The sequence below is a fragment of the Ruegeria sp. CDSC085 genome (assembly GCF_059610465.1).
Map to the genome: position 1 here is coordinate 78,050 of NZ_JBXWNR010000012.1, position 12,067 is coordinate 90,116.

The following is a 12,067-nucleotide window of genomic DNA, read 5'->3' on the forward strand; positions in this document are numbered from 1 at the left end:
TGAGTGAGTGATAAAATGACGCGCTCTGGTAAGCCTATAATTAGAACTTCTGTCGGTTATCGCAAGTATGCAATGGGTCGAATGTAGGGTATCACATGAGCAAATCCATGCCAAATGCCGTTGTTGCGCTGGGCGCAAATCTCGATTTGAGAGGAAATAGTCCCGCTGCAACACTTCAGAGCGCGCTTGACGCGTTATCGCGTCACAATGTAATGATTCGCTCTGTCAGTCGTTTTTTTGCGACACCGTGCTTTCCCGCCGGGGCCGGCCCGGACTACGTGAATGCCGCGGCGCTGATTGCGACCGAGAAATCTCCGTCGCAGGTGTTGCAGGCGCTGCACGAGGTCGAACAGGAATTCGGGCGCGAACGGGTGCAGCGCTGGGGGATGCGGACGCTGGATCTGGATCTGGTCTGTTTCGAAGATCAGGTCCTGCCGGATCGCGCCGTGTTCGATCGCTGGCTGACCCTGCCGGCCGAAGCGCAAAGGCAGGAGGCGCCGGATCAGTTGGTTCTGCCGCACCCGCGCCTTCAGGATCGCGCCTTTGTCCTGGTGCCAATGGCCGATATCGTGCCCGAATGGCGTCATCCGGTTCTGGATCTCACGGTCTCCGAGATGATCCAGGCCCTTCCCGCGGCAGAGGTCGAGGCGGTCACAGCGCTGTGATCCGTGCAAATGCAGCATTTCCTGCTTGTCAAGGCGCGGATTCGCGCTTAGATAAACCCCTTCCTGACATGGATTCAGAAACGGAGAGCGCCCAATGGCCCGCGTGACGGTTGAAGATTGCGTAGACAAGGTTCCAAACCGGTTCGAGCTGGTGATGCTCGCCGCCCATCGGGCGCGTGAGATTTCCGCCGGTGCAGCGATTACCGTTGACCGCGATAACGACAAGAACCCTGTCGTGTCTCTGCGTGAAATCGCCGACGAAACCCAAAGCGCAGACGAACTGCGCGAGCGGCTGATCGAGGCCAACCAGACCCAGATCGAGGTTGATGAGCCCGAAGAGGATCAGATGGCGCTGCTGATGGGTGCCGAAACGGACAAACCCGCCATGGACGACATGTCCGAAGAGAAGCTCCTGCGCGCTCTGATGGAGGCTCAAGGGCAGGGGTAAGCCCTGAAGACGAAGGTGCGGACCGGATGATTTCTGCTGACGACCTGATTGCGCTGGTCCGCAACTACAATCCCAAGACGAATGCTGACCGCATTGCGCTGGCCTACGAATTTGGCCAGCAGATGCATGAAGGGCAATTCCGTCATTCCGGTGAACCCTATTTCACCCATCCCGTTGCCGTTGCCGCCATCCTGACCGAACAGCGTCTGGATGATGCGACCATCATCACGGCGCTGCTTCACGACACGATCGAAGACACCAAGGCCAACTATGGCAAGGTGGCTGAACTTTTTGGGGATGAGGTCGCCAAACTGGTGGATGGCGTCACCAAGCTGACCAACCTGCAACTGTCCAGTCGCGAGACCAAGCAGGCCGAGAACTTCCGCAAGCTGTTCATGGCCATGTCCAAGGACCTGCGGGTCATTCTGGTCAAGCTCGCCGACCGTTTGCACAACATGCGCACGATCAAGGCGATGCGCCCGGAAAAGCAGATCGTCAAAGCCCGTGAGACGATGGATATCTACGCACCGCTTGCGGGCCGGATGGGCATGCAGTGGATGCGCGAGGAACTTGAAGATCTGGCGTTCCGTGTCCTCAACCCCGAAGGCCGCCAGTCGATCATCCGTCGCTTCATCACCCTGCAACGCGAAACCGGCGACGTGATTCATCGCATCACCGGCGACATGCGGCACGAGCTGGAAAAAGCGGGTATCGAGGCCGAGGTTTTTGGTCGCGCCAAGAAACCCTATTCGATCTGGCGCAAGATGCAGGAAAAGGATCAGGGCTTCTCTCGCTTGTCTGACATCTACGGTTTCCGCATCATCACCCAGACGGAAGAAGACTGCTATAGGACTCTGGGTGCCATCCATCAGCGCTGGCGGGCGGTGCCGGGCAGGTTCAAGGATTACATAAGCCAGCCGAAATCCAACGGTTACCGCTCCATCCACACCACGGTTTCTGGCCGGGACGGTAAACGGGTCGAGGTCCAGATCCGTACCCGGCAGATGCATGACGTGGCCGAAACCGGGGTCGCGGCGCATTGGTCCTATCGCGACGGTGTGCGCACCGAGAACCCATTCGCCGTCGATCCGGCCAAATGGATTTCCAATCTGACCGAGCAGTTCGACAACGAGGAAGATCACGAAGACTTCCTCGAGGCCGTCAAGCTCGAGATGTATTCGGACCAGGTGTTCTGTTTCACCCCCAAGGGCGACGTGGTGAAGCTGCCGCGTGGCGCGACTCCGATCGATTTTGCCTATGCCATTCACACTCGGATTGGTCATGCCTGTGTCGGGGCCAAGGTTGATGGTATCCGCGTTCCGCTCTGGACGCGGCTAAAAAATGGCCAGTCCGTGGACATCATCACCGCCGATGGTCAGACGCCACAGGTCACGTGGCTGGAGATTGCAGTCACCGGCAAGGCCCGTACCGCCATTCGCCGTGCCCTGCGCGAGGTGGATCGGGAACGATTCATCAAGCTTGGCAAGGAACTGGCCCGTTCCGGGTTCGAGCACGTGGGCCGCAAGGCGACCGACAAAGCGCTCGATACCGCCGCAAAACACCTGCGCCTGAAAGATCGGCACGAGCTGCTGGCCCGTCTTGGCAGCGCCGAACTGACCGCGCATGAGGTGGTTCAGGCCGTCTATCCCGAACTTGCCAAGGACGACGGCGACGCCATTCCGCTGCGCCGTGCGGTGATTGGCCTGGAGCCGGGGCAGAAGTTCGACCGGGCCCCCTGCTGTCAACCGCTTCCGGGGGAACGTATCGTCGGCATCACCTATCGGGGCAAGGGCGTGGTCGTGCATGCCATCGATTGCGATCGGCTCAGCGAGTTCGAAGGCGAACCTGACCGGTGGGTCGATCTGCACTGGCACTCGGGCACCCACCCGGCCGTCTATGGCGCGACTTTGGATCTGACCATTGGCAACGACGCCGGAGTTCTGGGGCGTATTTGCACATTGATCGGCGAGAAAAAGGCCAATATCTCGAACCTTGAGTTTGTTGATCGCAAACCGGATTTTTATCGCCTTCTGATCAATGTCGAGCTGCGCGACCTTGAACAGCTTCACTCACTCATGCTGATGCTAGAGGCGGAAAGCGATGTTGCTGCGGTCGAACGGTATCGGGATCAGGTCAAAACTTCGGTTGCGGCTGGCTGAGAAGGGGTGATCACGGGTGGTATTCAAGCGCCGAGACCGACGCTCTCCAGTCCAGATCGCATCGGATTTCGTCTATCCGCGTGGCGGATGGACCCGCGCCTTCCATTACGTGAAACACCGCGTCCGGCGCTTGCCGGATACCCCTGACCGGATCGCGCGCGGCATAGGGGCGGGTGTTTTCGCGGCCTTTACTCCGTTTTACGGGTTGCATTTTCTTGTCGCCGCCATTGGCGCAAGGCTGATCAAAGGCAATCTTCTGGCCGCGCTCAGCGGCACGTTCTTTGGCAACCCGCTCACGTATGTACCGATTGGGGTGATCTGTCTTCAGACCGGGCATTTCCTGCTGGGCACCGAATACGAAGAAGGCGACACACGGGGGCTGATGGGCAAATTCGCCAGTGCCATAGGGGATCTCAAGAACAATTTCTTGGCGTTGTTTACGGATCGCGTGGCCGACTGGCACGGGCTGTCGCAGTTCTACGACGACGTCTTCTACCCCTACATGATCGGTGGGATCATTCCGGGCGTCGTTGCGGGTGTGATCTGCTATTACCTCAGCCTGCCGTTGATACTGACGTACCAGCAGCGCCGTCGCGCCAAGATCAAGGCGAAGTTTGATGAAATCAAGCGTTTGGCCGAAGATTCGGCTGCCGTTTCTTCGGCAGAGCCTCTAGGCTCGGGCCAAAACATGCAAAAGGAATCGAGGGATGTCTGAGAACCATCTGCGTCTGGGTGTGAACATCGATCACGTGGCCACGGTGCGCAATGCGCGGGGCGGGGACTATCCGGATCCGCTGCGCGCCGCCAAACTGGCGGAAGAGGCAGGCGCCGACGGCATCACCGCGCATTTGCGCGAAGATCGACGCCATATCTCGGACGCCGATATCGACGGGCTGATGGAGGTTCTGTCGGTGCCGCTGAACTTTGAGATGGCCGCGATGCCCGAGATGCAGAAAATCGCCTTGCGCCATAAGCCGCACGCGGTTTGCATCGTTCCCGAAAAGCGCGAGGAGCGCACCACCGAGGGCGGTCTTGAAGTCGCGCGCGAGGAAAACAGGCTGGCGCATTTCATCGCGCCTTTGCGTGATGTCGGCTGTCGGGTGTCGATCTTCATCGCCGCCGATCAACGCCAGATCGAGGCCGCGCACCGTATCGGTGCTGAGGTAATCGAACTGCACACCGGCGCCTATTGCGACGCCTATGCCGAAGGCCGTATCGAGGATGCCGAACGCGAGCTTGAAGCACTGCGCCAGATGTCCTCTTTCGCCCATTCGCTGGGGCTTGAGGTTCATGCGGGCCATGGCCTGACCTATGACACTGTAAAGCCGGTTGCCGCTTTCCCCGAGGTCAAGGAACTGAATATCGGTCATTTCTTGATTGGCGAGGCGATCTTTCTGGGTCTGACCCCGGCCATTCAGGAAATGCGCCGCCTTATGGATGAGGCGCGGGCGTGATCACCCCCGGCTTTGTCGCCATCTGGCTAGCCTGGCTGATGGCTGGCGGCTCTCCCGGCCCCGCGACGATGGGCATTGCCGGAACAGCCATGAACGAAGGCCGCACCGCTGGGCTGGCCTTTGCACTGGGCATTTGCGTTGGATCTGCCGCGTGGGGCATTGCCGCCGCGCTTGGCCTGTCTGCGATCATGCTGGCCAATGTCTGGGTGTTCGAGGTGATCCGCTATATCGGCGTAGCTTATCTGGGCTGGCTGGCGCTGAAGGCCCTGCGCCGTGCGATGACCTCGGACGAGGTCGCTTTGGGCAAACCGGTCACGGGTACTTTGCCGACCATCTTTGCCAAGGGCGCGGCAATTCACCTGACCAACCCCAAGGCGATCCTCAGCTGGGGCTCGATCTATGCCATCGTCGCGCCCAATGATGCCAGCCTGTCGATGCTGCTGGGTTATTTCGCCATGCTCTATGCCGGATCGCTTTTGATCTTCATCGGCTATGCATTTCTGTTTTCATCCGAGCGCATGGTCCGCACCTACAGCCGCGCCCGCCGCTGGTTCGATTTCGCCTTCGCCGGGTTCTTTGGTGTGGCGAGTTACAAGATCCTGACGGTGAGATTGTCATGATCCTCGGCATCGGTACGGACCTCGCAAACATCGACCGCATTCAGGGCACGCTTGACCGGTTCGGCGACCGGTTCCGCAATCGCGTCTTTACTGACACCGAACAGCGCAAGGCCGAACGCCGCGCCGACACCGCAGGTACTTATGCCAAACGCTGGGCCGCGAAAGAGGCCTGTTCCAAGGCGCTGGGTACCGGTTTGCGCATGGGCATCGCGTGGAAAGACATGGCCGTCACCAATCTACGCACCGGCCAGCCCGTGATGCATGTGACAGGCTGGGCCGCCGAGCGGCTGCGCGAAATGACGCCAGAAGGGCACGAGGCGATCATCCACGTCACGCTGACCGATGACCATCCCTGGGCGCAGGCTTTCGTGGTGATCGAGGCGCGGCCGCTTCAAGATCTCACCACGCAGCCTTGACTCGCCCCCATCGCCCCCGCATGTAGCAGCGAAGCCAAGCAAAGAACTGGAGAGAGCAGTATGGCCGAGGAAGCCAAGACCGGAAATCCCGTCTGGGAGACGATCAAAACCATCGTCTATGCGCTGCTGATTGCCGGCGTGTTCCGTACCCTCTTCTTTCAGCCGTTCTGGATCCCCTCGGGCTCGATGAAGCAGACGCTGCTGATCGGTGATTTCCTCTTCGTCAACAAGATGGCTTATGGCTATTCCTATGCATCCTGCCCCAGCCTGATCATCCCCAGCGTCGGCCTGAATGTGGACGCAGAAGACATCTGTGGCTGGATGAAGGGCGACGACGACAGCCGTATCTGGGGCGGTGATCCGGAACGTGGCGATGTCATTGTCTTTCGCCATCCGGTCACCGGGCGTGATTATATCAAACGCCTGATCGGGTTGCCGGGCGACCGGATCCAGGTCCGCGATGGCCAGATCATCCTCAATGGCACTCCGGTTCCACAGCAGCCCGATGGCGTGTTCACCGAAGTTGCAGAACCGCAGGGCCCGCAGCGTCTGCGCCCGCGCTGTGAAAACGGTCCTGTCGGTATTGGCGGCACCTGCGAAAAGTCGCGCCTGATCGAAACCCTGCCCAATGGCGTTTCCTATGATGTGTTGAACATCGGCAACCAGGCATCGGACAATACCGGCATCTATACCGTGCCCGAGGGCAACTATTTCTTCATGGGTGACAACCGTGACAATTCCAGCGACAGCCGTCTGCCGCAATCTGCCGGTGGTGTGGGATACGTGCCTTATGAAAACCTGATCGGTCGCGCCGACCGGATCATGTTCTCGTCTGCCGGCCGTTCGATGCTGTTCTTCTGGACATGGCGGTCGGACCGCTTCTTCAAGGCGGTCAATTGAAGCTTTCGTCTGAGATAAAGGCGTTCCAGCGGCGATTGGGGTATGAGTTCAAAAACCCCGAACTGCTGGTGCGTGCGCTGACCCATGGCTCGGTGTCTTCGTCCACCCGACCAGACAATCAGCGGCTGGAGTTTCTGGGCGACCGCGTTCTGGGCCTTGTCATGGCTACCGCGTTGCTTGAAGCTGACAAAAAAGCCTCCGAAGGCCAGTTGGCCCCCCGGTTCAACGCATTGGTCCGCAAAGAGGCCTGCGCAGATGTAGCCCGCCAGATCGATCTGGGCGCGGTCCTGAAACTGGGCCGCTCCGAGATGCTGACTGGTGGCCGCCGCAAGCAAGCGCTGCTGGGCGACGCGATGGAGGCCGTGATCGCCGCCATCTACCGGGATGCGGGGTTCGAGGCCGCCCGCGATGTCATCCTGGCGCTTTGGGGGGACCGCATCCACGAGGTCGAGGCAGATGCGCGTGACGCCAAGACCTCGTTGCAGGAATGGGCGCAGGCGCGTGGACAAAAGCCGCCCACATACGTCGAAGTCAAACGCAGTGGTCCAGACCACGCCCCGATATTCACCATTGCGGCCCGCCTTCAGGACGGCGCCGAGGCACAGGCCACCGCAGGATCCAAACGTCAGGCCGAACAGGCCGCGGCGAAGGCTTTGCTGGAACGGTTGAGTCCGGCCAGCTCGTCCTAGGGGCATGAAGCTCAGACCAGCCCGGAAATCGGACGCCGCCAGCCTGGCCGCGTTGTCGCTTGAAGTCTGGATCGGCACATACCTGCGCCATGGCGTAAGCTCTTTCTTCGCCGAGTTTGCATTGTCCGAGTTCACAACCGCACGGTTCGAAACGCTGCTTGAGGCAGGGAGTGATCTTCTGGTGGTGTCTGAAAACCGCGATGGAATCGATGGCTACATTCGGTTGGCAGAGGGCCGTGATCCACCCATTGACGGGCTTTCCGATCTTGAGATCGTGACCTTTTACGTGCAGCCGCGCCACCACGGAAAGGGCATCGGGTCAGCTTTGTTGCAGGTGGCCATTGACCATTGCCGGAACAAAGGCCGCACCGAAATCTGGCTGACGACCAATTCCCAGAACGCTCCGGCCATCGATTTCTACCTGTCCAAAGGCTTCCGTCAGGTCGGCGTCACGGATTTCCGGATTGCAGACCAAGCCTATCCGAACCACGTTCTGGCGTTGAACATGTCACCACTGGGCTAGCGTCAAATCACCCGGATGAACCCGGCCAGTCCGGTTTTCTGGTGTTCGATCACGTGGCAATGAAACGCCCAGTCGCCGGGATTGTCCGCGACCAGCGCGACGTCGACGGTCTCGTCTTTCAACAAAAGCATGGTATCGGACAGCAACGGTGGCAGTTTGCGCAGGTTCGACGTCAGCGGAACGAAGGCCAGCCCGTGCAGGTGGATCGGGTGCAGGTTGGGCGATTCATTGCGCAGTCGCAGAACATAGCTCTTGCCCCGTTGCAGCACGGCCATTGGCCCGGTTCCCTGCGCCGCATCGCCTGGCCAGGGCGTGCGGTTGATCGACCAGAAACTATAGCCCAACGACCCGCAGAACCCGTCATTCGGGGCGCCGCCTTCCGGGGTCCAACCGAACACGAATTCATGCAACTCGGCCTGATCCAGATCAGGGCGCGCGACTGGGTTTGCCCGCAATGGGCGCAGCTCTTGCAGGTCTCGTGCAATGGTTTTGCCCATAGCCCGCAACCGGACCATAGTGCGGTGTTTCTGCCCGGGAAACTTGGCCACCAGCAGGGCTGACTGCCCCTCGTCGTCCGGCATCCGAACCGCCAGATCCACCCGTTGACCCGGGGCCAGCAAGAGTGGCTTGGCTGCTGTGGGCAGTGTCACGTCTGTTTCTACCGGATGTCCGTCCCATGCGATGATCCGGACCTCGGCCCCTTCGGGATGCAAAGTGTAGATACGGGTCGTATCCGTGTTGACCACCCGCACACGCACCAGACTGCCCGCCGCGTGGTCATACACTGCCTCGCTCTGCCAGTTGGCGGTCTGCACGTTGCCAAACGTGCCCGCCCGCGCAGCGCCGCGGGCAGTATAAGCCGGCAGAAACGCGCCATCTTCGTCCAGCCTGAAATCCCGCAGATTGATCACCTGCTCGCTGTCGAATCCCGGGTCTTCCGGTTCGGCAACCACCATCAAACCGGTCAGCCCTCGGGCCATCTGGTCCATCGTCATGCAATGAGGGTGATACCAATACGTGCCCGCATCCGGCGGTGTGAATTCATAGGTAAAGCTCTCGTTTTCGCCGATGGGCATCTGGGTCAGGTAGGGTACCCCGTCCATCTCGTTGCGGATGCGCAGCCCGTGCCAATGCATCGCAGTATAATCGGGCAGGGTATTGCGCACCGTCAGACGCAGTGTTTCGCCCTGACGCCCGTAAAGAACCGGTGGTGGCGCATCTGGTGACAGGCTGACCATCCCTGTGGTCAGCTGATCGCGCAACCGATAGCTGGCAGGTTGCAACACCAGCTCCTGCGCAGCATCGCTGGCCGTCAGAGGCAACGCTCCCAATCCCAAAACACTTGCAGCGGCGCTGCTTCCAAGAAGAAACTCGCGACGTTTCATGAAAACCTCACTGAACGGATTTGATGCCGGGCTGGGAATGGCTGGGCGTCTGCGTTCATCTGACATCGAAACCGCATGGCCGCAATGCGACAAATCCCTCTGGCCCGTCGAAGCTTTCTGCTATAGGGGTGCGCACTTGCAAACAGGATCGCCAGACTCATGACCACACGCGCCGGATTTATCGCCCTGATCGGAGAGCCCAATGCGGGCAAGTCAACTCTGCTGAACCGCATGGTCGGGGCCAAGGTTTCGATCGTGACGCATAAGGTTCAGACCACCCGCGCGCGTATCCGCGGAGTGGCGATGGAAGGCGCCGCGCAACTGGTCTTCGTCGACACGCCCGGCCTGTTCAAACCCCGCCGCCGCCTGGATCGCGCCATGGTAGCTGCTGCATGGGGCGGGGCCGCAGATGCGGACGTCGTTGTCCTGATGGTTGAAGCGCATCGTGGTATCACCGAAGGGGTTGAGCGCATTCTCGAAGGTCTGGAAGAGATCGGGCAGGGCCGCACAATCGCGTTGGCGATCAACAAGATCGACAAGGTGCCGTCCGAAAAGCTGCTGGCGCTGACCAGTGACCTGAACGCACGCTACCCGTTTGCCGAAACCTTCATGATCTCGGCTGAAAAGGGCCACGGCGTCGAGGATCTGCGTAAGTGGCTGGCCTCTGAACTGCCTGAAGGCCCCTGGCTCTATCCCGAAGATCAGATCGCCGATCTGCCCCTGCGCATGATCGCCGCGGAAATGACGCGCGAGAAACTTACTCTTCGCCTGCATCAGGAATTGCCCTATCAGCTGACTGTCGAGACCGAGAACTGGGAAGAACGCAAAGACGGCTCTGCCAAGATCGATCAGGTCATCTATGTCATGCGTGACGGCCACAAAGGCATCGTGTTGGGCAAAAAGGGCGAGACCATCAAGGCCGTCAGCCAGGCTGCGCGGGCAGAGCTGGAAGAATTCCTCGACCGCAAAATTCACCTGTTCCTGCAAGTGAAGGTCCGGCCCAACTGGCTGGAAGAATCCGAGCGTTACTCGGAAATGGGTCTGGATTTCAAAGACGGAAACGCATGACCCGTCTGACGGCCGAGTTCTGGGTCCACGCCTATCTGGCGCGGCTGCGATTTCAGGATATCCCGGCCTATGTGGTGGCCCATGGCGATGACACGGCAGGCGCAGTTCTGGTCAAGCTGAACACGCTGGATGGACAGGCCGTTGCGTTCCAACGCAGCTTTGATCTGATGAGTGGTGAACGAAAATGGGTCGAACTCTCGTCTGGCCCGGAGGGTGACGTGGACCAGGCCATCCAGCGTCAACGTGGCTTTGACCCGGACCTCTGGGTGATTGAGGTCGAAGACCGGCAGGGGCGGCACCTGCTGGGCGAAGAGGGGCTGGAGTGACCACGATTCAGAAGGGTCTTTGACGCCGAGGTCAAAGCGACTATTTTATTGCTGCAATTGGCCCGTAAGGCCTGACGTGTCCTACGGACCGAGCGCAACCAAGAGGGGCTTTCGTGACTGAAACGCTTGCGGAGAAACTGGAGAAATCGGAACTCGGCCACTGGATGCAGCGGTTCGAGGGCTTCATGGTCTTTGTCGGCGTTGTCGGGCCTTTTGCCACGCTTCCACAACTGATCAAGCTCTACTTTACCCATTCCGAACACGCGACCGGTCAGTCGCTTCTGTCCTGGTCTCTCTATGCCGGGCTGTCCTTCCTGTGGTTTGCCTATGGTATGGTGGTGGGCAAGCTGCCCATCTATGTGGGCAACGGACTCTCGATGGTGCTGAACTTATTAATGGTCATCGGCATCCTAATTCACGCAGGTGTAACGTTCTGAACCTCCCGCCGCCTTAGGTTTTTCTCACTATCAAGTTCGCAAGTGGTTTTCAGCGCCATCAACCTGCGTCGCCAAAATAGACAAAGCTCATCTTGTTCCCGTCAGGGTCGCGTGCATAAGCGCCAAAAAAGTTCGGACCATATTGGGGGCGGTCACCCGGATCACCTTCGTCTGCTCCGCCATTTGCAAGCGCGGTTGCGTGCGCATCGCGAACTTCCGCTTCGTTTTGGCACAGCAGACCAACCATGTTCCCGTTTCCGATCGTCGCGACTTCTTTGTCGAACGGTGTCGCGACCCATATGCATCCGCCGCCACGCAGCTCATAGCATACAGCGTGCGGCATATACTCGGCGATGACCTTTCCGCCGATCTGGGGAACAACCGCGTCATAGTATTTCCGCGCTTTGGCAACGTCGTTAGAACCGATCATGACATAGTTAAGAGACATTTTTGGAATCCCACTTTAAGAACATAAGCGGAACATTAATACCTGAACTGGATTCAAGCAATGCGTTTTTCGGAATAGTTTTGGCGACCCCCGACCTACCCGGACAGGGCAACTGACGGGGTTTCTATCGGTCTGTGGGTCAGCTGACGCGTTCTACCGGGGCCTTTGGAATGAAAGGCTGATATTCTTCCCCACGGTCTTCGCTCGCCTTTGGATCACGTGCCATCTCCGCCGTTCCACCCGTCTTCGTATTCGCCCAACATTCTGGACAGGTGCAGCAGAGACGCAAAAAAGCGGGCGTAGACATCCCGTGACAACATCGGCTTGTTGTCATCCAGCACCTGCACAAGTTCGACGACGGCCGAAGCAAACGTCTCATAGACCTGCATGTCTGCGGCTGTCGGATCCGGCGTCCAGATTTCGTGTTTGTCGTAATACACGGCAGGTTGCGGTTCGTCATCTATCATGGCGCGGCCCCTTCTGTTTGAAGCGCAGGTGGGGGTTGCGAGAACGTGCACAAAACGGGTGG

Annotated in this window: 16 protein-coding genes; 13 read left to right on the forward strand and 3 right to left on the reverse strand. The window is 59.3% G+C overall.

The genetic code is table 11. From position 1 onward, the window contains the following. Window positions 1-95 precede the first annotated feature (95 nt). From folK to AC2FJB_RS16515, 10 genes are all read left to right on the forward strand, one after another. Entirely contained in the window at window positions 96-665 is a 570-nt protein-coding gene (gene folK / locus AC2FJB_RS16470) for a 2-amino-4-hydroxy-6-hydroxymethyldihydropteridine diphosphokinase (RefSeq protein WP_496719517.1), read from the forward strand. Window positions 666-759: 94 nt separating this feature from the next. Then, entirely contained in the window at window positions 760-1,113 is a 354-nt protein-coding gene (rpoZ, locus tag AC2FJB_RS16475; protein ID WP_117869873.1) for a DNA-directed RNA polymerase subunit omega, read from the forward strand. 26 nt (window positions 1,114-1,139) lie between these two features. After that, window positions 1,140-3,272 (forward strand): RelA/SpoT family protein, encoded by a 2,133-nt coding sequence (locus AC2FJB_RS16480; protein ID WP_117869872.1) that lies wholly within the window; start codon window positions 1,140-1,142, stop codon window positions 3,270-3,272. Between the two features lie 16 nt (window positions 3,273-3,288). Continuing rightward, the gene (locus AC2FJB_RS16485; RefSeq protein WP_496719516.1) at window positions 3,289-3,987 is read left to right on the forward strand and encodes a DUF2062 domain-containing protein; all 699 of its coding nucleotides are present in this window, start codon (window positions 3,289-3,291) and stop codon (window positions 3,985-3,987) included. After that, window positions 3,980-4,726 carry a pyridoxine 5'-phosphate synthase gene (locus AC2FJB_RS16490; protein ID WP_496719515.1) on the forward strand — a complete coding sequence of 249 codons (747 nt, stop codon included), beginning with the start codon at window positions 3,980-3,982 and terminating at the stop codon, window positions 4,724-4,726. Before AC2FJB_RS16485 ends, AC2FJB_RS16490 begins: the two co-directional genes overlap by 8 nt. Further along, window positions 4,723-5,346 (forward strand): LysE family translocator, encoded by a 624-nt coding sequence (locus AC2FJB_RS16495; protein ID WP_496719514.1) that lies wholly within the window; start codon window positions 4,723-4,725, stop codon window positions 5,344-5,346. Before AC2FJB_RS16490 ends, AC2FJB_RS16495 begins: the two co-directional genes overlap by 4 nt. Continuing rightward, complete coding sequence (gene acpS, locus AC2FJB_RS16500; RefSeq protein WP_117869868.1) at window positions 5,343-5,762, forward strand: holo-ACP synthase; 420 nt, start codon at window positions 5,343-5,345, stop codon at window positions 5,760-5,762. Before AC2FJB_RS16495 ends, acpS begins: the two co-directional genes overlap by 4 nt. A gap of 60 nt (window positions 5,763-5,822) precedes the next feature. Then, entirely contained in the window at window positions 5,823-6,662 is an 840-nt protein-coding gene (gene lepB / locus AC2FJB_RS16505; RefSeq protein WP_117869867.1) for a signal peptidase I, read from the forward strand. After that, window positions 6,659-7,351, forward strand: coding sequence for a ribonuclease III (gene rnc, locus AC2FJB_RS16510; RefSeq protein WP_496719513.1), 693 nt, complete (start codon window positions 6,659-6,661; stop codon window positions 7,349-7,351). The genes lepB and rnc overlap by 4 nt, the downstream gene beginning before the upstream one ends. Before the next feature lie 4 nt (window positions 7,352-7,355). After that, entirely contained in the window at window positions 7,356-7,874 is a 519-nt protein-coding gene (locus tag AC2FJB_RS16515) for a GNAT family N-acetyltransferase (protein WP_496719512.1), read from the forward strand. A gap of 2 nt (window positions 7,875-7,876) precedes the next feature. On the opposite strand, the gene AC2FJB_RS16520 is transcribed toward AC2FJB_RS16515, so the two are convergent. Next, window positions 7,877-9,259: a multicopper oxidase family protein gene (locus tag AC2FJB_RS16520; protein WP_496719511.1), complete on the reverse strand. Its 1,383-nt coding sequence runs from the start codon at window positions 9,257-9,259 to the stop codon at window positions 7,877-7,879. Between the two features lie 159 nt (window positions 9,260-9,418). Between AC2FJB_RS16520 and era the strand changes: the two genes are divergently transcribed. From era to AC2FJB_RS16535, 3 genes are all read left to right on the forward strand, one after another. Then, window positions 9,419-10,327 (forward strand): GTPase Era, encoded by a 909-nt coding sequence (era, locus tag AC2FJB_RS16525; protein ID WP_496719510.1) that lies wholly within the window; start codon window positions 9,419-9,421, stop codon window positions 10,325-10,327. Further along, the gene (locus AC2FJB_RS16530) at window positions 10,324-10,653 is read left to right on the forward strand and encodes a DUF1491 family protein (RefSeq protein WP_496684993.1); all 330 of its coding nucleotides are present in this window, start codon (window positions 10,324-10,326) and stop codon (window positions 10,651-10,653) included. The genes era and AC2FJB_RS16530 overlap by 4 nt, the downstream gene beginning before the upstream one ends. Before the next feature lie 113 nt (window positions 10,654-10,766). Then, entirely contained in the window at window positions 10,767-11,090 is a 324-nt protein-coding gene (locus AC2FJB_RS16535) for a SemiSWEET transporter (RefSeq protein ID WP_117869862.1), read from the forward strand. Window positions 11,091-11,148: 58 nt separating this feature from the next. Here the strand turns inward: AC2FJB_RS16535 and AC2FJB_RS16540 are convergent, their stop codons facing one another. Together AC2FJB_RS16540 and AC2FJB_RS16545 are read right to left on the reverse strand one after the other, a co-directional pair. Further along, window positions 11,149-11,538, reverse strand: a complete 390-nt coding sequence (locus AC2FJB_RS16540) for a VOC family protein (protein WP_496719509.1) — start codon at window positions 11,536-11,538, stop codon at window positions 11,149-11,151. Window positions 11,539-11,753: 215 nt separating this feature from the next. Continuing rightward, window positions 11,754-12,005, reverse strand: a complete 252-nt coding sequence (locus AC2FJB_RS16545; protein ID WP_496719508.1) for a hypothetical protein — start codon at window positions 12,003-12,005, stop codon at window positions 11,754-11,756. Between the last annotated feature and the right edge of the window lie 62 nt (window positions 12,006-12,067).